The sequence below is a fragment of the Lysinibacillus sp. NPDC092081 genome (assembly GCF_044755845.1).
Classification (GTDB): domain Bacteria; phylum Bacillota; class Bacilli; order Bacillales_A; family Planococcaceae; genus Lysinibacillus.
In genome coordinates, this window is sequence record NZ_JBIVRU010000021.1 from 49583 (window position 1) to 68757 (window position 19175).

The following is a 19175-nucleotide window of genomic DNA, read 5'->3' on the forward strand; positions in this document are numbered from 1 at the left end:
TTTGCTATGAATACTCTTTGAAGACAACTATAAAGTGTTAATTTGGTATTTTTTAGTATTATTTACAGCAAATATAGTAGTAAGACACCCTTTTGCTATTCAAGGTATTTATCTTGTATAGATACCCCAAAGAGTCTTTTGTATGTATTCATTTTTAAAATAAAAAGCCAAGAAAACGAATTTGCTCTCTTGGCCTTCTATTGCAATTGCAATTAACGTTTTGCAATTTCTTGTTGTAATAATTTATTGACCATTGGTGGGTTCGCTTGACCTTTAGTGGCTTTCATAATTTGGCCAACTAAGAAGCCGATAGCGCGATCCTTACCGTTTTTGAAGTCTTCGATTGATTGTGCATTGTTGTCTAGAACTTCTGTAACGATAGCAAGTAATGCACCTTCATCAGAAATTTGAACTAAACCTTTTGCTTTAACGATTTCTGCTGCAGAACCGCCTTTTTCTACTAATTCAGCAAATACTTTTTTACCGATTTTAGAAGAAATTGTACCGTCAGTGATTAATTTCACCATTTCTGCAAGGTTTTCTGGCGTTAATGCAGTATCTTTAAGGTCTTTTTGTTCTGCATTTAGGTATGCAGAAACATCACCCATAAGCCAGTTTGCTGAAAGCTTTGCATCAGCACCTTTAACTACCATAGCCTCGAAGAAGTCTGAGATTTCTTTTGAAATAACAAGAACTCCTGCATCATATGAAGTTAAGCCTAATTCCTCAACATAGCGTTTTTTACGAGCATCTGGAAGCTCTGGAATTTCTGATTTCACTCGCTCTAACCATTCATCATCGATTGATAGACGGACTAAGTCTGGCTCTGGGAAGTAGCGATAATCGTCTGTTCCTTCTTTCACACGCATAAGAATTGTTTTACCTGTTTTTTCATCGAAACGACGAGTTTCTTGATCAATTACCCCACCTGAAAGAAGAACATCAGCTTGGCGTAATTCCTCGTGCTCTAAACCACGGCGAACGTAGTTGAAAGAATTAAGGTTTTTAAGCTCTGTTTTCGTACCGAATTCTTCTTGACCGTATGGGCGGATTGAGATGTTAGCATCACAACGTAAAGATCCCTCTTCCATTTTACAGTCTGAAACATCTGCATATTGGATGATTGATTTTACTTTTTCAAGATACGCATACGCTTCGTTTGGTGTGCGAATATCTGGCTCAGAAACGATTTCTACAAGTGGTGTACCTTGACGGTTAAAGTCAACTAAAGAGTGGTCACCAGCGTGAGAAAGTTTCCCTGCATCTTCTTCCATATGAAGACGTGTAATACCGATACGTTTTGTGTAACCATCTACTTCGATATCAACCCAGCCGTTTTTACCGATTGGCTTATCAAATTGAGAAATTTGATAAGCTTTCGGATTATCTGGATAAAAGTAGTTTTTACGGTCAAATTTTGTTTCTTGTTCGATTTCCATGTTTAGTGCAAGTGCTGCACGCATTGCGAAATCTACAACATTTTTATTAAGTACAGGTAGAACACCAGGATAGCCTAGGTCGATAACTGTTGTATTTGTATTTGGTTCAGCACCGAAGTGAGCTGGTGCTGGTGAGAAGATTTTTGAGTTTGTTTTTAACTCAACGTGTACTTCTAAACCAATGACTGTTTCAAAGTTCATGTTATTTTCCCTCCCAAATTTGAGGAACTTGTTTATGGAACTCCGTTGCTTGTTCGAAAGCATGAGCTACACGGTAAATTGTTGCTTCATCGAAGTATTTACCGATAATTTGTAAGCCTAGTGGTAGACCATTTTCAATACCACATGGGATTGAGATGGCTGGCACACCAGCTAAGTTCATAGGAATCGTTAAAATATCATTTGCATACATCGTCATTGGATCATCGACGTTTTCACCAATTTTAAATGCTGGTGTTGGAGAAGTTGGTCCAATGATTACGTCAAAGTCTTCAAATACTTTGTCATAGTCTGCTTTGATAAGTGTACGTGCTTGTTGAGCTTTTTTGTAGTAAGCATCATACGTACCTGCGCTTAGTGAGTAAGTACCAAGCATGATACGACGTTTTACTTCATCGCCAAAGCCTTGTGCACGTGTTTCTTTATAAAGGTCCATCAAATTATTAACATTTTCTGCGCGGAAACCATAACGGATACCGTCAAAACGAGAAAGGTTAGAAGACGCTTCTGAAGAAGAAAGAATATAGTATGCTGCAAGTGCATATTTCGAATGAGGAAGCGATACTTCTTCTACTGTAGCACCTAAGCCTTTTAATACTTCTAATGCATCAAGCACTGATTGACGTGCCGCTTCGCCAACACCTTCACCAAGGAATTCTTTTGGTACAGCGATACGTAAGCCTTTTACGTCACCTGTAAGGGCTGCTGCGTAGTTTGGTACTTCTACGTCTGCAGAAGTTGAATCGTTTGCATCTAATCCTGCAATTGCTTCAAGTAAAAGAGCATTGTCTTCTACATTACGAGTAATTGGACCGATTTGATCTAAAGAAGATGCAAAAGCAACTAGACCAAAGCGAGATACACGACCATATGTAGGCTTCATTCCTACAACACCGCAATAAGCAGCTGGTTGACGGATTGAACCACCTGTATCAGAACCAAGTGAAAATGGAACTTCACCTGCTGCAACTGCTGCTGCAGACGCACCTGAAGATCCACCCGGTACATGGTTTAAGTTCCATGGATTTTTTGTTGTTTTATAGTATGAGTTTTCATTTGAAGAACCCATTGCAAACTCGTCCATGTTTAATTTACCGATAGTGACCATACCAGCTTCACGTAGCTTTTTAACTACTGTTGCATCGTAAATTGGCATAAAGCCTTCTAGAATTTTAGAAGCACAAGTTGTTTCTAAACCTTCTGTAACGATGTTGTCTTTAACACCGATAGGAAGACCGAAAAGTGGTCCACGCTCTTCAAATGGCACTTTGTCCATTTCTACTGCTTGTGCAGTTGCTTTTTCTTCGTTTGAAGCAAGGAAAGCTTGTACATCGCCGTCAAGCTTCGCCACACGTTCGTATGCTTCTTTTGTTAAATCAGCGATTGTTAGGTTACCCGCTTTAATGTCAGCTTGTAGCTCCTTTGCTGAACGTTCAAATAACGTCATGAGGAATCCTCCTATGTTTTAGTATTACATGATAGCTGGTACTTTTACTTGACCATCTTCTTGTTCTTTTACGTTTAACATCATTACTTCACGGTCTAAGCCTTTTGTTGCCACATCTTCACGCATTACGTTTACTAGTGGTAAAACATGAGTTGTTGGTTCAACATTCGTTGTATCTAACTCGTTTAATTGCTCTGCGAAGTCCGTAATTTTACCAAGCTGTTCAGCAAATTTCTCTGCTTCCTCTTCCGTAATTGCAAGACGTGCTAAATTTGCAACGTGCTTAACTTCTTCTTTTGTTAATTTTGCCATTTTTCACACCTCCGAATACTCATTCTATTCATTGTTTTTGTCGATAACAATAGGGTTGAATAAAGTTAACCATGCAAATAATCATAACATTTTTCATATTAAAAATCACAACTTTCACCAAAAATAAAGAAACTTTCACTACTATAACGAAGTGTCGTCTTTAGGGACTGTCTTAAGAGTCCTTCTTATAGACTTCGCTTTTCGGGAGTAGGGCATGGTTTGTGTTGCTGTGCTTTCTTCTATCTATCGAGTCGGTGAGGCTATCCGTCGTTTCGATCGCTCTTTCCGTCGATTCGAAGACTTTATCCGTCGCTCAGGGGAATCTTTCCGTCGCTTTTGCTCTTCTATCCGTCACTTCGACGGGGCTATCCGTCGCCCTTTTTCTAACCGTCACTCTAAAGAGTCTATCCATCATTTTAATTAATTCTTCCAACGAATATTTTCAAATCTCTTTTTTCTTCAAAAAAAATATAGTCAGCACGAGGCTGACTATAAATTAATAGATATGGACGTATGGTTCCTTTTCGTTGGCATTTTTTACAATTAACGCCTCAGGACCGTTAATTGAAGTAATATTTACTTCAACATTGATGTTATCAAATTGATTGATAAGAACACCTGTTAAATATTGAGTAAAGCCTATAATTTCGAGCTTGCCGAAGAATTGGATTGGTACTTCAATTGTTAGCTTTTGAATTTTTTTATTTTGATAGAAGCCTGTTCCTATTACACTAGTATAGTTAGAAAAGTATTTATCTACATCTTGTTTAAAATGCTTAAAGTTATTGCTAACATCTCGGTATACATCCTGTGTTTCACTCGTTGGGAACATTACATATTCTTCATCATTAGCTTTCCAATCAGCTACGTCGTTTTGTCCTGCTTTTGCTACGCCATAGCTAAAATACGTTCCTGGAATAATATCATTGCGCGCTTTTTGTTTAAACAAGCCTACTACAATCGGTATATCTTTCAATTCATCACGAGTTCTTAGGCGAGACACAATTTCAGCGGCCATCTTCTTTCCTTGCTCAACAAGTTTTGCCTCCGGAATTGGTTGCTCAAAGTAATCCCCATACTTTTCTTTTTGATAGTAATAAATAGAGTTTAAGGCAAGTCCTATCGATATACCGCCTAATTTCACTTTGTTATCACTAGTTTTTGTTAAATAATTTTGCTCAACAATATGTGATAAATAGATTGGAGCCTTTGTTGCACGTTCTTCTGCCGACATTGAGTCCGTCGTTGGAGGATTTAACCCCTCCTTCGTTTGTGAACTACGTGCAAGCCAATCTATCACTGTGCTTTCCGCTAAATATTGCCCCTCTTGGAAGAAGTAGTTTTCTGTGTCAAACTCATTTTGAGAAAGACGCATTAAACCTGTTTCTACTTCCTTCATATCATATTTCGTAAAGATATTCGAAACTACTAATCCTCTGCTAGCACTTGGTTTATAAGGTGTAAGCGTTCTATAGTATGAATCATCAATCTGTATGCTTGGAATAATCGTTGTTTCCGCTTTTTCCTGTTGCGTATCCTGTGTAAGCTCTGTTCCCTTCTTATCAGAAGGCACACAGCCGACTAGCATTGCAGCAGCGACAATTGCTGGAATGAGTCGAAATGACTTCATTATTTTTGTACTCCTTTACTGAAAATCAAATTTCTGCTCGACGAATTGTTCATACCCTAGCTGTGGAACGTAGAGACATTTATAAAATGCCTCTACGTTCCACCAAGTGGCTAGGACAATTCATCATACTTATCTTCACTATTTTCCATTATTGGACGAGGTTAAGTTGTTCGACCAGGCTGTCTTCATTCCAAACTTCAATACCTAACTGCTCGGCTTTTGTTAGTTTAGAACCAGCATCTGCTCCCGCTATGACAAGGTCAGTTTTTTTGCTGACACTGCCTGTAACAATACCACCTAACTCTTCTATTTTCGCCTTTGCTTCGTTACGTGTCAATTGCTCAAGTTTACCAGTTAATACGATTGTTTTACCTGCAAAAGGATTATCCCCTACAGTTACCTCTACTTTTTTACCTTTATACGTCATATTGACGCCTACTTCAGCAAGGCGCCCAATGACTGCACGTGCATCCTCATTCGAAAAATACTCGACAAGCGATGAAGCCATTTTATCGCCGATTTCATGAATCGCCACTAGTTGCTCCTCTGTTGCTGCCATCACCGCTTCCATCGTTCCAAACTCCTCTGAAACGATTTTTGCTGCCTTTTCACCAACATGTCGTATACCTAATCCAATTAGTAAGCGCTCCATCGAGTTTTCTTTGGAAGCCTGAATAGCATTGATTAAATTCGTCGCTGATTTTTCGCCCATACGCTCAAGCTCGACAAGCTGTTCTACAGTTAAGTGATACAAATCAGAGATATCACGGATTAAATCTGCACGTAATAATTGCTCAACGACCTTATCACCGAGACCGTCAATATTCATAGCATTACGCGATACAAAATATTTAATGCTCTCCGCAATTTGTGCAAAGCATGCAGGATTTACACAGCGTAATGCCACTTCTCCTTCAATACGAATAAGTTCGCTCTCACAAACAGGACAATTTTCAGGCATCACATATGGCACTGAGTCTTCAGGGCGCTGCTCCAGTATTACACCTACAACTTGAGGAATAATGTCTCCGGCTTTTCGGATAATGACTGTATCTCCTAGTCGGATATCTTTATCTCGAATTAAATCCTCATTGTGTAATGATGCACGTTGAACCGTCGTACCTGCCACTTGAACAGGCGATAAAATAGCAGTTGGTGTAACAACACCTGTACGCCCAACCGTTAAATCAATATCAAGTAATGTTGTCACTACTTCCTCAGCAGGGAATTTATAAGCAATTGCCCAACGTGGACTCTTTGCCGTATAACCAAGTTCATCCTGCTGTGCATAGCGATCCACCTTAATAACAATACCGTCAATTTCGTAGGCTAAATTCGGACGGTTTTCAGTCCATTTTTCGATAAAAGCTAGTACATCTTCAATCATTGAACAGCGTTGACGCTCTTTATTTGATGGGAAGCCTAGTCCTTCTAAATAATCGAGCATCTCTGCGTGGCCGTCAATACCATATGCCTCACCATCTCCCCCAATTGCATAAATAAAGGTTGATAGTTGACGACTCGCTGCTATTTTAGGATCTAACTGGCGTAAAGAACCGGCAGCTGCATTTCGTGGATTAGCGAATAATTCCTCTCCATTTTCAGCACGTAGGGTATTTAATTTTTCAAATGATTTTTTAGGCATATACGCCTCACCACGTACTTCAATTGTAAGTGGTTCCTTCAATCGAAGAGGAATTGCTCGAATCGTTTTTAAATTTGCTGTAATATCTTCCCCTACAACACCGTCTCCTCGCGTTGCTCCTTGTACAAAAACGCCATTTTCGTATTTTAATGAAATGGCAAGACCATCAATTTTCAATTCGCAAACATAGGAAAAGTTATCACCGATTGCTTGGCGCACTTTACGGTCAAATTCACGTAAGTCTTCTTCATTAAAAGCGTTTGATAGACTTAGCATCGGGTAATCATGAGTCACCTTCTTAAAGCCTTCTACCACTGCTCCGCCAACACGCTGCGTAGGTGAATCTGGGTAAATAAGTGACGGATTCGTTCCCTCTAATGCAATAAGCTCATGTAATAATTGGTCATAAACACTATCTGCTACGACAGGTTTATCCAACACGTAATAGGCATGACCGTATTCGTGTAATAATTTATTTAACTCCACAACGCGCTGTTCAATTTCGTTCATTTAAGTTCCCCCGCTTACCCTTTTTCAATAGGTGCAAATTGTGCTAGTAATCGCTTAATACCAACAGGTTGTGGAAAGGCAATATCTAGCTCTGTACTATCACCCTCACCTTTTACACTAACAACCATACCTGTTCCCCATTTTTTATGGATCGCTTTGTCTCCAGCCTTCCAGCCAAATTGGTCTCCACCAGTTGTTTGTAAACGAGCTGTTGCAGGCTGTGTTTTCTGAACCGCTCCAAGTGAACGTTTTTGATAGCCGCCTGCTGAACGATTACTAGAGGCAAACGGAACCTCAGGTTTCGTACCACCTTTGGATATCGATTCTGTAATATCCTCTGAAATTTCACCTAAGAAACGTGACACATTGTTATAACTAAAACGACCAAAAATCGTGCGACTTTGTGCACTAGTTAAATATAAACGTTCCTCTGCACGCGTCACGCCGACATACATCAATCGTCTTTCTTCTTCCATTTCATCCATATCATCAAGTGAACGAGAATGCGGGAAGATATTTTCCTCCATTCCAATGATAAAGACGACAGGGAATTCTAAGCCCTTTGCGGCATGCATCGTCATTAAAATAATGTTGCCCTTTGATGTATCATCTTTATCAAGTGCATCAATATCTGCAATTAGAGCTAAATCTGTTAAAAAGGCAATTAAGCTCTTATCATCACTGCGCTCTTCAAAAGCCTTTGTTACTGATAAAAACTCTTCAATGTTTTCTAATCGGCTTTCCGCTTCAATCGTCTTTTCGTTTTGAAGCATTGCACGATAACCAGATTTGTCAATGACCTGCTCTACAATTTCTGTCACCGATAAATACTCTTGCATCTCTGTAAAGCCTTTAATCATTGCATAAAATTGCTCAGCTGAATTAGCAGCCTTCCCTGAAAGACCCATGAACACAAGATCATTCATTGCATCAAAAATAGAGCGTTCTTGTTCAATCGCATAGCGCGCCATTTTTTCAAAGGAAGTTGCACCTATACTACGCTTCGGCTCATTAATAATACGTGCGAGTGATAAATCATCATCATTATTGGCAATAAGGCGCAAGTAGGCAAGTAAATCCTTAATCTCTTTACGATCATAGAACTTAGTACCACCAACTATTTGATAAGCCATATTGGACTTAACAAGCACTTCCTCCATCACACGGGACTGAGCATTTGTACGATATAGTATCGCAAAGTCATCAAACGAACGATTTTCTTTTTGAATAAGCTGTTGGATTGTTTGTACAACGAATTGCGCTTCCTCTTGTTCGTTATACGCTTTGTACAATACGATTTTTTCACCTTCTGCATTTTCTGTACGCAGTTCTTTTGGATAACGTGTTGTATTATTTTGAATGACGTCATTTGCCGCTTGTAGGATGCGACTTGTTGAACGATAATTTTGCTCAAGCATAATGGCCTTAGCATTTGGATAATCCTTTTCGAATGAAAGAATATTGCCAATGTCCGCACCACGCCAACGATAAATCGATTGGTCTGAATCACCTACAACACAAATATTTTTGAATTTCTTGGCAAGCAGCTGAACGAGTAAATATTGAGATTTATTCGTATCTTGATACTCATCCACATGAATATATTGGAATTTATTTTGATAGTATTCCAACACTTCTGGTACACGCTTAAATAATGTAATAGTTGTCATAATTAAATCATCAAAATCGAGTGATTGATTGCGGCGTAGTCTTTTTTCGTAACCTTTATAAACACGGGCAATCGTTTTTTCGTAAGGATTGTTTTCATTGATTTGACCTGCATAATCGTCCGCAGTTATACATTCGTTTTTTGCTGAACTAATCCCATTTAAAATCGCACGAGGTTCAAAACGCTTTGTGTCAATATTTTCATCCTTCATAACATTTTTAATAACGGATAGCTGATCAGTAGAATCTAAAATTGAAAAGTTACGTGATATCCCAAGTTGCTCAATATTGCGTCGTAAAATACGCACACACATCGAGTGGAATGTCGATACCCACATACTATCGCCAGTTCCGTTACCGAGAATGCCATCTATACGCTCTCGCATTTCACGTGCAGCTTTATTTGTAAATGTGATTGCTAAAATCTTTGATGGATAGACTTCTTTTTCAATTACTAAGTATGCAATACGATGTGTTAATACTCGTGTCTTCCCTGACCCAGCACCCGCCATAATTAGAAGCGGTCCTTCAGTTGTTTTGACCGCCTTTTCCTGCTCAGGGTTCATACCTGCTAATAAGTTTTTCGTTAACTGTTCCATTTCGCACCGCCTTACAAACATTTGTTCTTGAATTATATCGTATTTTTAACAGCCTTAACAGTCGCAAGTGCAGCTTTTAAATCTTCATAAATAATATTTCCAACTACTACTGTATCTGCATATTTTGCCATTTCTGTTGCTTGCTTAGCAGATGTAATGCCGCCACCGTAAAACAGTCGTGTATTTTTCAGTTCATTTTTAACAGCACTTACAACCTCAATATCACCATAAGTACCGCTATACTCTATATAAAATACAGGTAGTCTAAAGAAATTTTCAGCCATACGTGCGTAGGCAACAACATCACCTAAGGATAAATCGGTTTTCGCATTCGTTACTTCCGCTACTTTACAAGTCGGGTTTAAAATACAATAACCTTCAGCGACTAATTCTTCCCACACCATAATATCTCCATATTCCTTAATTGCTTCATGGTGTAGATTTTTAATCCACTTTGGATCATCACTATTCAACACGGTTGGAATGAAATAATAGTCATAACCTGGTGTTACTGAATCAATGGCAGAAATTTCAAGCGCTATTGGTACTTCAAAGCGTCTTACACGAACAAGTAAATCTAATACACCATCTAAAGTTACACCGTCTGTTCCACCAACTATAATAACATCTGTACCTGATTCACATATTTTTTCTAGTGACTCATCTGAAATATCTTTAGCTGGGTCTAGCTTGAACACATGTCTCCATTCTAAATAATCCATCTATTTTTACCACCTATCATTTTCTATCTATTCGTTTACAAGTATAGCTTATGACTGTCTACAAAAAAATGAAAAAGACTGGGCAAAAACTCTACCCAGCCTCTTTACCTACTATTCTTTTGGTGCTTGAAACGGCTTTTCATCTGGATACAAACGACCTAACATTTCATCATATGTATCATTCCCATAATCAAAGCAACGACGTACACGTGAAATAGTTGCTGTACTTGCACCTGTTTCCTTTTTAATGGATTCGTAGGTTTTCTTTAAACGTAGTAAATGCGCAACCTCAAAGCGTTGTGCCAGCGATTGAATTTCACTAATCGTACATAAATCATCAAAAAATTTATAACATTCTTCGATGTCTTTCAGCTCTAACACTGCTTTAAATAATTGATCTGTTTGATGCCCTCGAATTTTTTCGATTTGCATGCAATCTTCCTCCCTTTAAGGCTGCGTTTTCACCATTGCTTGTAACCCTGGTGAAGCTGGTATGAAATGAACCCAAGACTTCCCTGGTACTAGCTTCACAAGCTCCCCAGACTCTTCTACAGCCATTGGTATTCCATCAATATTAGCCCATTTGACTTCTCTCATATAGCCATTTTGAAATACATACGCATTTCCACCAGAAGTTAAATCAATATCTTGGCGCCCCTCATTATCAATCGTTCGATGTTTCATTTCAAAAAATAGAACATTTGAAAATGATAATGTGTCGCCTGTTAACATATCCTTTGTGTCAACGCCAGCCGATTGTCGTCCATAACGATTACTTTGCTTATCATATAAATACGAATTATGGAAATACTCACTATTTCCGTAGTAAATGTCAACTCGACTTGTTTCATTGCCTATTTTACCACGTTCATCGGGTTCATAAAAAGCCTCATGTACTTTTTCATGGTAACTCATTGAAGCGCCCACTTTTTTCGCTCCATTTAATATATTTTCAGACGTAATATACGAGTTGTGTGGAGCAACACGGTCTTTTGATCGTTTAAAAAGTGTACCATCATATTCCATGCCATTTATATTGTCGACTACATTATTAGTAAGCATCGATTTTGCCTCTGGGCTATAACCATGTGCTACATAAAATGCATCAAAGCCTTTCGCAAGATCAACAAAATAAGATCGAGCACTACGAACTGGCCCCACATTTTCTGGAAGTTCACTTTGATAAACTGCTAAAAAACGTGTAACATTGCCTTCTGCCAGCATTTCATAAATGATATCTGCCGCTTCTAATCCTGATTGCGGACGTGCTTTTGGATGATTATTAACGGTAACAATAATTGGTCGTTGCGTAATTTCTTCCTTCACAGGTTCACCTGTTAACGGAGCAATATACGCACCTTCTTGAACCGGCTCTTCAATAGCAGTTCCATCGTCAACCTTGCTCGTATCATCTTCCTTCACTTCCGACGAATCTTTTGAACATCCTCCTATCAATAAGATGCTAAAAGCCATTGCGATAAATAGTTTCTTCGATTTGAACACAAGCATTACTCTCCTTTTATCAATTACATCTACCATAGGGAAACTTCTATTAACGCATCACTGCTGGTAATAATAACTTATTCTTCATAACATCAAAAATCCCTTTTGGTGTTATACGGATATATGGTAAATGTGTCGATTGTAAGAATAGTAAAGAATAAATTGCGTCTCCTAAGTGGTAACCACGCTCCGCTAATGCTTGTTTTAAGTTCTTCTCTTTTTCAGTTAGCTCCTTAACATCACCATCATATAAAAGACCGCCAATTGTTAAAGGAACAGCAGCAATTACTTCACCTTTTTCAACAAGTACAATACCACCACGCATTGCCTTCATTTCTTCAAAGGCTTTGATCATATCGTCTTTATTCTTTCCGATCAGCAAAATATCGCCTGTATTCGAATAAGATGAAGCAAAACCTTGAACACTAGTAGCAAAACCTTTAATCATCGTGTTAACATGCCAATTGCCATCTCTATTAATGAGCATTAAATAGCATTCATCATGATCTGCAAGTTGCCCTTCTCTAGTAATTAATGAGTTATATGGTTTCGTAATAACATCATTTACTAACTCAATTCCAAAAGGCATTGAGAATTGAAAATCATGAGATGTTAATGAAAAATCTAAGTCAAATGCAGGTAACGCTGAATAATCAATTGCAGCAAGTCTTTGTACTTGCTCTCCATCGCGTTTTAACCAAACACCCTTCGATAGTACGCTCTCAGGAACTGGATGCCATTCATCTTGTAAAATATTTAGGGAAGCAAATCGACCCGTTGCGATAAAGCCATGTAAGTTGGACATATTATAATAACGTGCCACATTATAGGAAGCCATTTGATAAGCATCTATTGGTGCTACACCTGCATCTAAGGCCACTTGAATACATTTATCCATCACACCATCCTCATGAAAAGAAGGTGGCGAGCCATCTGTTGTCATCATTAAATGGTCAAAAATAGGGAGCTCTTTTTCGACTATTCCCTTTAATAGATGTGGTAAGTCTGGACGTATTGAAGAATGACGCAGCGTTACTGCATATCCTTGCATAATACGTCGCTCTACTTCTTCCACTGTCATAGCTTCATGATCACCATCTGCCCCAAGTAATTTCATACGTGCTAAAGTTCGCTCTGATGCGCCAGGGAAGTGTCCTTCTATTTTTTTTCCGTAGCCCTTAGCCATTTGCATGCGGTAGAGCATTTGGTCATCTCCATGTAACAACTTTGGCCAGCCGGTTAATTCTCCTCCAAGTAAAACATCCTCTCGTTCTAGCCATTCTAAAATGGACGTATTCGAAAAAATCTCTTCCTCCTGTTCCATTTCAGTTTGCGAATCGAAACGAGTCCACCAATAAAATGAAAACGGTAGCTCTTTCAAACTATCTAATATTGAAAACGCTTTCTTATTTTCTAAAGATAAAACGAAGCTTAAATTATCTGAAATAAAAGTTGTAGTTCCTAGCTGTCCACAAAAATCAGCAAAAGATTGCGGATGGTATAGCTGGAACGGATGAACATGTGGCTCAATATATCCTGGTACAATTGTTTTATTCGTACAATCGACCACCTCTGTCCCTTCTAATAACGGAGGCATTCTATCACCAGCATAGACAATACGATCTCCTAAAATCCAAATGTTCCCTACTATCCATTGTTTGAGCATGCTATGTAAATAACGTGCATTTTTTAATACAATATCCGGTGCTTTTTTTCCATCTATAACAGCTAATTGCTGACGTAATTCTGTAATTTTCCATACTGGATCCATTCTATTCGCCCCTTCCTAAATTACGTAAAATTTCATTGTGTAAATCCTACGCGAAATCACATACTACTACTGCATAAACGCTTTTTTTCATAAAATTAGTGCTTTATGCAATCATCTTGTTTCAATCGTAACACAGCACTTTCATAAATCAAAGTGCACCCCGCTTTATTTTTCCCACAATGACTAAAGGAGGAAATATTATGATGCAAGAAACGAATTTAAGCGAAAAAAATGCCTTCTGTCGCTTTGCCATGGGTACAAGTTTAACGGCATTTGGTATCGCTAAGGTCTCAAGAAATCCTAACTGTACGGCAGGTCGATTGATGATTGCTTTTGGTGCCATGAAAATGGCTGAGGGTATCTTTAAGTATTGCCCAACTAAAGCTTTACTAGGCTCTAGCATGCAGGGTGCTATGAACAACGATAATAGCAACGGCAACTCTTCTATGCAAAGTATGTTCAGCGGCCAAAATTCTATGTCATCTGAACAAATCGGTAAACTCATGAAGGATTTCTCCTCCGCTATATCTGGAAATATGTCAGGATCAAACACAACTGCGTCAAAGCAATCTGACTCCAGCACTTCAAATCAAAATTCCTCAGAAAGTAAAAGTTCTACAAATAAAGCACAGAATCCTTCTTAGTCAAAGGAGCCGTCTCAACTGTATTGTTGAGACGGCTCTCACTCTTTTTAATCATACGTTTGAAAACAATAAGAAGTTTCACAGTATGATTAAAATATTTAATTTAAGTGCGTGATTAACCATTTTCATAAACCCATAATCATAGCGTAGGGTTGATTTCCGTTCGAGCGGGCGCTTTCCTGGGGGCGTTTGATGAGCCGCTTTTGTTGTTGCTGTCGCTACGCTTTCGCACAGAAAACATCCGCTTCACTGCAGGGTCTCGGGCCAATACGATGTTGGTCACGAAGGCGTTATCACAGGATGTGATGGTTTTAGCCTTCGTTCCTCTATTGCTAATCCCCGAGGAGTCGCCCAGCCTCCACTCCAATCAACTATTTGCAAAGCATACATTTTAACAAAATGTCATCTCTAAATTACGATGATGGACCAAAATTTATTAGAAACACTTGTATGGCTCATTTAATCAGTCACTACTTAAACGTACGCCAGCCGATATCTTTACGGAAGAAGAAATTGTCCCATTTTTCTGTTGCAATCCCTGCGTATACTTTTTCTTGTGCTTCTTTTAAAGTAGCTGCCTTTGCGCCAACCAATAATACTCGGCCACCATTACCAACAAAGTTCTCATCTACAAACTTTGTACCCGCATGGAATACCGCGTGTGAAGCTGATAGTGCCTCTAAGTTAGGTAATGCATTTCCTTTTTCAACGTCCCTAGGATAGCCTTCAGCGGCAATTACTACGCCTAGCATTGCTTCTTCAGACCATTGCAAATCAAATGGCTTTTCATCCATTAATGCCATCATAAATTCGCCAAAGTCAGATGCCATACGTGGTAAAACTACTTGTGTTTCTGGATCTCCGAAGCGTGCATTAAACTCAATCACTTTTGGACCATTTTTCGTTAAAATCAATCCTACATATAATATCCCTGTAAACGATACACCATCGGCCTCCATACCTTTCACAGTTGGTTCAACAATCGTCTTATAAGCAATATCCACTACTTCTTTAGAAATTTGAGGTACTGGCGAATAGGCTCCCATACCACCTGTGTTTGGTCCTTTATCGCCATCATAGGCACGTTTGTGATCCTGTGCTATGACCATTGGATAAATCTGACCTTTATGGACAAATGACATAAAGGAGAATTCTTCCCCGTCTAGGAATTCCTCGATAACAACACGTGATGATGATTCACCAAAACGTTGGTTACCGATCATATCCTTTACAGCTTCAACGGCTTCTTCTTCAGTCATTGCTACAACTACACCTTTACCAGCTGCTAAACCATCCGCCTTGATAACGATTGGTGCACCTTGCTCTTTAATATAGGCAATAGCCTTATCTGCTTCAGTAAACGTTTCATGGGCTGCTGTTGGGATATGATACTTATTCATAATATCCTTAGCGTATGATTTACTGCTTTCGATTTGTGCTGCTTCCTTTGTTGGACCAAATATTCGTAAGCCACGAGTATTAAAGAAATCCACGATTCCTTCAGCAAGTAGTTGCTCAGGCCCAACAAAAGTCAAATCTACTGCATTTTCTTTAGCAAATTGTGCCAAGCCTGCAAAATCCATTGCATCAATCGCCACAACTTCTGCATCGCCTCGCATGCCATCATTACCAGGTGCTACAAATACTTTATTAACAGATGGGGAAATACTAAATTGTTTGGCGATAGCATGCTCACGACCGCCGCTTCCAATTACTAATACGTTCATTTTAGAGAATCCTCCTATTTGTAAGTAAGACCGAGATGAACCAACATCTCGGTCTAGTGTTTGGATATTTTTCTTAGTGCTTGAAATGACGTACGCCAGTGAATACCATTGCAATGCCGTATTCATTTGCTTTATCGATTGAATCCTGATCTTTTATAGAGCCGCCTGGTTGAATAATGGCTGTAATACCAGCCGCTGCAGCTGCTTCTACAGTATCGCTCATTGGGAAGAATGCATCTGATGCTAGCGCTGCACCTTTTGCTTTTTCTCCAGCCTGCTCAAATGCGATTTTAGCTGCTCCAACACGGTTCATTTGACCAGCACCAACACCAAGTGTCATTTGAGAATCTGTCACAACGATAGCATTAGATTTAACGTGCTTCACAACTGCCCAGCCAAGTTGTAATGCTTCCCATTCTTGTGCTGTCGGTTCACGGTCTGTGACAACTTTAACATCTGCATTAGAAAAGCCGTAGCGATCTGGTTCTTGTACAAGAAGACCACCTTCAATCGATACAACATTGAATTTGTCTTGTTTTGCTTGCCCGAAAGGAATTGTTAATAAACGAATATTTTTCTTCTTCGTTAAAATATCAAGAGCTTCTTGGGAGAAAGCTGGTGCAATAATTATTTCTAAAAATATATGGCTTAATTTTTCAGCAGTTGCTGCATCAACTTCCATATTTAAAGCAATAATGCCACCAAAAATAGACGTTGAATCTGCTTCATATGCTTTATCAAACGCTTCTTCTAATGTTGTGCCAGTTCCAACACCACAAGGGTTCATGTGCTTAACAGCTACTGCTGCAGGCATTTCAAACTCCTTGACAATTTGCAATGCTGCATTCCCGTCCTGAATATTGTTGTATGATAATTCTTTACCATGCAATTGTGTAGCATAAGCTAGTGAAAAATCAGAGCCTAGACGTTTTTGATAGAATGCCGCTTTTTGATGAGGATTTTCACCATAGCGTAAGTTTTGCTTTAATTCATATGTCATTGTTAAGCTCTCTGGGAACTCTTCTTCTGTTAAGTGGTTTGATATATATGAATCATAAGCGGCTGTGTGACGGAAAACTTTTGCAGCTAACTTACGACGTGTTTCAATAGTCGTTGCACCATTAGCTTTCAGTTCCTCTAATACGTTCGCATAGTCATTGCTATCCACAATTACTGTTACATATTGATGGTTTTTTGCTGCAGAACGTAACATTGTTGGACCACCGATATCGATATTTTCGATCGCATCATCCCATGTTACATTAGGCTTTGAAATTGTTTCAACAAACGGGTAAAGATTGACACAAACAATCTCAATTGGTTCAATTCCATGCTCATTCATTTGTGCTTGATGAGAAGCATCGTCAAACTTTCCTAATAGTCCCCCGTGAATCATTGGATTTAACGTTTTTACACGGCCATCTAAAATTTCAGGGAATTTAGTTACTTCATCTACTGCTGTTACGGCAACATTATTGTCTTGTAACATTTTTTTCGTACCACCAGTTGATAAAATTTCATAACCTAATGCTACTAGTTCTTTTGCAAATTCTAAAATACCATCTTTATTGGAAACACTGATTAATGCACGTTTTGTCACAACGAAATCCTCCTAATTTTTATCGTGTTTGCCACGAATATGTCTTGCTATTGATAGAGTAGAGTTAGGCTGTATTGTTCCAGAAGACCTAACTCCTCACCACTGAATTACTTTAATAATTGCTGTAAAGCTTTTGTATACAGTACATGCTCTTCCTTATGAATGGCCGTTTCTGTTGCCTCACGGTCACCATCAACAACTTGAATTGCCGCTTGTGCAATAATAGGCCCTGTATCCATACCTTCATCTACAAAATGGACTGTTACCCCAGTTATCTTGACTCCGTGTTCCATTGCTTGACCAATGGCATCTTTACCAGGGAAAGCCGGTAATAATGAAGGATGAATATTCACAATGCGATGTGGGTATGCAGTTAGTATTACTTCACTAATTAAGCGCATATAACCTGCAAGCACAATCCATTCTACATGACATTTATGTAGAGCCTCGATAATAGCAGTCTCGTAATCTGCTTTTGATGAAAATTCTTTCGGACTTAAAGCTAGCACTGGAATACTATAGTTCTCAGCACGTGTAACTACAAATGCGCTAGGCTTGTCTGTGACAACAAGTTCGATCTTTGCATGTAGTTCACCACGTTCAATGGCCTCTTGAATAGCTTGAAAGTTACTGCCGCTACCTGAAGCAAAAACGGCAATTTTAGTTGGTGCCGTCATTACACTAAACTCCCATCATGTGAGCCATTGAATACAACACCTTCGCCTTTCACTACGCGACCGATTTTGTATGCATTTTCACCATTTGCTTCTACTGTAGCAAGGACTTTATCTACTTCATTTTCAGGTACAGCTAAAACGAATCCAATTCCCATGTTAAAGACGTTATATAAATCCTTGTCCTCTAACTGTCCTTTTTCTTTTAAAAACTCAAAAATACGTAAGACTGGCCAAGAACCTAAGTCAATTTCAGTTGCTAAACCTTCTGGCATCATGCGTGGTAGGTTTTCATAAAAGCCACCGCCAGTTACATGTGCACAACCATGAACGTCTGCTGCTTTTAAAGCTGCAAGCACAGGTTTCGCATATAATTTTGTTGGCACTAACAAGGCTTCCCCGATAGGACCAAGATCCTCGTAGCCTTCCACAATCGAATCAACTGCGTATTGATTATCTGCAAAGACAATTTTTCGCACTAATGAGTAACCGTTTGAATGTACCCCACTTGAAGCAATACCAACAAGCACATCACCCTCTACGATGTTCTCCCCTGTTACGATGGCTGATTTTTCACACGCTCCTACTGCAAAACCAGCTAAATCATACTCATCTTCTTCGTAAAGACCTGGCATCTCTGCAGTTTCTCCACCGATTAATGCCGCACCAGATTGCACACAGCCATCTGCAACGCCCTTTACAATTTGCTCAATTTTCGCTGGTTCTGCCTTGCCAAGGGCTACATAATCTAAAAAGTACAATGGTTCAGCACCTTGCGCTACGATATCATTGACACACATCGCTACACAGTCCACACCAATCGTGTCGTGCTTGTCCACCATAAACGCTAGCTTTAGCTTTGTCCCAACACCATCTGTACCTGAAATAAGAACAGGTTCCTTAAGATTTAGTTCTGACAAGTCAAACATACCACCAAAACCACCGAACGTGCCCATCACACCTAGACGGTTTGTACGTTCAACGTGAGACTTCATTCGTTTTACGGCTTCGTAGCCTGCTTCAATATTTACACCTGCTTGTTCATATGCTTTTGACACGCAGAGT

Annotated in this window: 16 protein-coding genes; 2 read left to right on the forward strand and 14 right to left on the reverse strand. The window is 39.1% G+C overall.

What is annotated here, in order from left to right:
- Positions 1-212 precede the first annotated feature (212 nt).
- The 3 genes from gatB to gatC are packed head-to-tail and all read right to left on the reverse strand — an operon-like array spanning position 213 to position 3417.
- On the reverse strand, positions 213-1640 hold the full coding sequence (gatB, locus tag ACIQLB_RS21120) for an Asp-tRNA(Asn)/Glu-tRNA(Gln) amidotransferase subunit GatB (RefSeq protein WP_400730408.1): 1428 nt from the start codon (positions 1638-1640) through the stop codon (positions 213-215).
- A 1-nt stretch (position 1641) separates the two neighbouring features.
- Positions 1642-3105, reverse strand: a complete 1464-nt coding sequence (gatA, locus tag ACIQLB_RS21125; protein WP_400730409.1) for an Asp-tRNA(Asn)/Glu-tRNA(Gln) amidotransferase subunit GatA — start codon at positions 3103-3105, stop codon at positions 1642-1644.
- Between the two features lie 24 nt (positions 3106-3129).
- Entirely contained in the window at positions 3130-3417 is a 288-nt protein-coding gene (gatC, locus tag ACIQLB_RS21130; protein ID WP_010857153.1) for an Asp-tRNA(Asn)/Glu-tRNA(Gln) amidotransferase subunit GatC, read from the reverse strand.
- A 214-nt stretch (positions 3418-3631) separates the two neighbouring features.
- On the opposite strand from gatC, the gene ACIQLB_RS21135 reads away from it, so the two are divergent.
- On the forward strand, positions 3632-3841 hold the full coding sequence (locus tag ACIQLB_RS21135; RefSeq protein ID WP_400730411.1) for a hypothetical protein: 210 nt from the start codon (positions 3632-3634) through the stop codon (positions 3839-3841).
- A gap of 72 nt (positions 3842-3913) precedes the next feature.
- On the opposite strand, the gene ACIQLB_RS21140 is transcribed toward ACIQLB_RS21135, so the two are convergent.
- The 7 genes from ACIQLB_RS21140 to ACIQLB_RS21170 form a co-directional block, all read right to left on the reverse strand.
- The gene (locus tag ACIQLB_RS21140; protein WP_400730413.1) at positions 3914-5047 is read right to left on the reverse strand and encodes a CamS family sex pheromone protein; all 1134 of its coding nucleotides are present in this window, start codon (positions 5045-5047) and stop codon (positions 3914-3916) included.
- 148 nt (positions 5048-5195) lie between these two features.
- Complete coding sequence (ligA, locus tag ACIQLB_RS21145) at positions 5196-7202, reverse strand: NAD-dependent DNA ligase LigA (protein WP_400730415.1); 2007 nt, start codon at positions 7200-7202, stop codon at positions 5196-5198.
- Positions 7203-7216: 14 nt separating this feature from the next.
- Positions 7217-9469, reverse strand: a complete 2253-nt coding sequence (pcrA, locus tag ACIQLB_RS21150; RefSeq protein ID WP_400730417.1) for a DNA helicase PcrA — start codon at positions 9467-9469, stop codon at positions 7217-7219.
- A gap of 32 nt (positions 9470-9501) precedes the next feature.
- Complete coding sequence (gene pcrB / locus ACIQLB_RS21155) at positions 9502-10191, reverse strand: heptaprenylglyceryl phosphate synthase (protein ID WP_400730418.1); 690 nt, start codon at positions 10189-10191, stop codon at positions 9502-9504.
- Between the two features lie 111 nt (positions 10192-10302).
- The gene (locus tag ACIQLB_RS21160) at positions 10303-10623 is read right to left on the reverse strand and encodes a YerC/YecD family TrpR-related protein (protein WP_004225717.1); all 321 of its coding nucleotides are present in this window, start codon (positions 10621-10623) and stop codon (positions 10303-10305) included.
- A 15-nt stretch (positions 10624-10638) separates the two neighbouring features.
- Positions 10639-11694, reverse strand: coding sequence for a DUF3048 domain-containing protein (locus ACIQLB_RS21165; RefSeq protein WP_400730421.1), 1056 nt, complete (start codon positions 11692-11694; stop codon positions 10639-10641).
- Positions 11695-11743: 49 nt separating this feature from the next.
- Positions 11744-13465, reverse strand: a complete 1722-nt coding sequence (locus ACIQLB_RS21170; RefSeq protein ID WP_400730423.1) for an adenine deaminase C-terminal domain-containing protein — start codon at positions 13463-13465, stop codon at positions 11744-11746.
- 200 nt (positions 13466-13665) lie between these two features.
- Here ACIQLB_RS21170 and ACIQLB_RS21175 point away from each other — a divergent pair, with 200 nt between their 5' ends.
- A complete protein-coding gene (locus ACIQLB_RS21175; RefSeq protein WP_400730425.1) occupies positions 13666-14109 on the forward strand; it encodes a YgaP-like transmembrane domain in 444 nt (147 codons plus the stop codon).
- Positions 14110-14579: 470 nt separating this feature from the next.
- Here ACIQLB_RS21175 and purD read toward each other — a convergent pair whose 3' ends face one another.
- The 4 genes from purD to purM all read right to left on the reverse strand — a co-directional run bounded on the left by purD (position 14580) and on the right by purM (position 19168).
- The gene (purD, locus tag ACIQLB_RS21180) at positions 14580-15836 is read right to left on the reverse strand and encodes a phosphoribosylamine--glycine ligase (protein ID WP_400730427.1); all 1257 of its coding nucleotides are present in this window, start codon (positions 15834-15836) and stop codon (positions 14580-14582) included.
- Between the two features lie 73 nt (positions 15837-15909).
- Complete coding sequence (gene purH, locus ACIQLB_RS21185; protein ID WP_400730429.1) at positions 15910-17436, reverse strand: bifunctional phosphoribosylaminoimidazolecarboxamide formyltransferase/IMP cyclohydrolase; 1527 nt, start codon at positions 17434-17436, stop codon at positions 15910-15912.
- A gap of 107 nt (positions 17437-17543) precedes the next feature.
- The gene (gene purN, locus ACIQLB_RS21190) at positions 17544-18113 is read right to left on the reverse strand and encodes a phosphoribosylglycinamide formyltransferase (protein ID WP_400730431.1); all 570 of its coding nucleotides are present in this window, start codon (positions 18111-18113) and stop codon (positions 17544-17546) included.
- On the reverse strand, positions 18113-19168 hold the full coding sequence (gene purM, locus ACIQLB_RS21195) for a phosphoribosylformylglycinamidine cyclo-ligase (RefSeq protein WP_400730433.1): 1056 nt from the start codon (positions 19166-19168) through the stop codon (positions 18113-18115). The genes purN and purM overlap by 1 nt, the downstream gene beginning before the upstream one ends.
- Positions 19169-19175: the final 7 nt, after the last annotated feature.

Excerpts from the sequence above, each read along its gene's own strand:
- gatB (WP_400730408.1), bottom strand. The coding sequence starts at position 1,640 with ATGAACTTTGAAACAGTCATTGGTTTAGAAGTACACGTTGAGTTAAAA.
- gatA (WP_400730409.1), bottom strand. The coding sequence starts at position 3,105 with ATGACGTTATTTGAACGTTCAGCAAAGGAGCTACAAGCTGACATTAAA.
- gatC (WP_010857153.1), bottom strand. The coding sequence starts at position 3,417 with ATGGCAAAATTAACAAAAGAAGAAGTTAAGCACGTTGCAAATTTAGCA.
- ACIQLB_RS21135 (WP_400730411.1), top strand. The coding sequence starts at position 3,632 with ATGGTTTGTGTTGCTGTGCTTTCTTCTATCTATCGAGTCGGTGAGGCT.
- ACIQLB_RS21140 (WP_400730413.1), bottom strand. The coding sequence starts at position 5,047 with ATGAAGTCATTTCGACTCATTCCAGCAATTGTCGCTGCTGCAATGCTA.
- ligA (WP_400730415.1), bottom strand. The coding sequence starts at position 7,202 with ATGAACGAAATTGAACAGCGCGTTGTGGAGTTAAATAAATTATTACAC.
- pcrA (WP_400730417.1), bottom strand. The coding sequence starts at position 9,469 with ATGGAACAGTTAACGAAAAACTTATTAGCAGGTATGAACCCTGAGCAG.
- pcrB (WP_400730418.1), bottom strand. The coding sequence starts at position 10,191 with ATGGATTATTTAGAATGGAGACATGTGTTCAAGCTAGACCCAGCTAAA.
- ACIQLB_RS21160 (WP_004225717.1), bottom strand. The coding sequence starts at position 10,623 with ATGCAAATCGAAAAAATTCGAGGGCATCAAACAGATCAATTATTTAAA.
- ACIQLB_RS21170 (WP_400730423.1), bottom strand. The coding sequence starts at position 13,465 with ATGGATCCAGTATGGAAAATTACAGAATTACGTCAGCAATTAGCTGTT.
- ACIQLB_RS21175 (WP_400730425.1), top strand. The coding sequence starts at position 13,666 with ATGATGCAAGAAACGAATTTAAGCGAAAAAAATGCCTTCTGTCGCTTT.
- purD (WP_400730427.1), bottom strand. The coding sequence starts at position 15,836 with ATGAACGTATTAGTAATTGGAAGCGGCGGTCGTGAGCATGCTATCGCC.
- purN (WP_400730431.1), bottom strand. The coding sequence starts at position 18,113 with ATGACGGCACCAACTAAAATTGCCGTTTTTGCTTCAGGTAGCGGCAGT.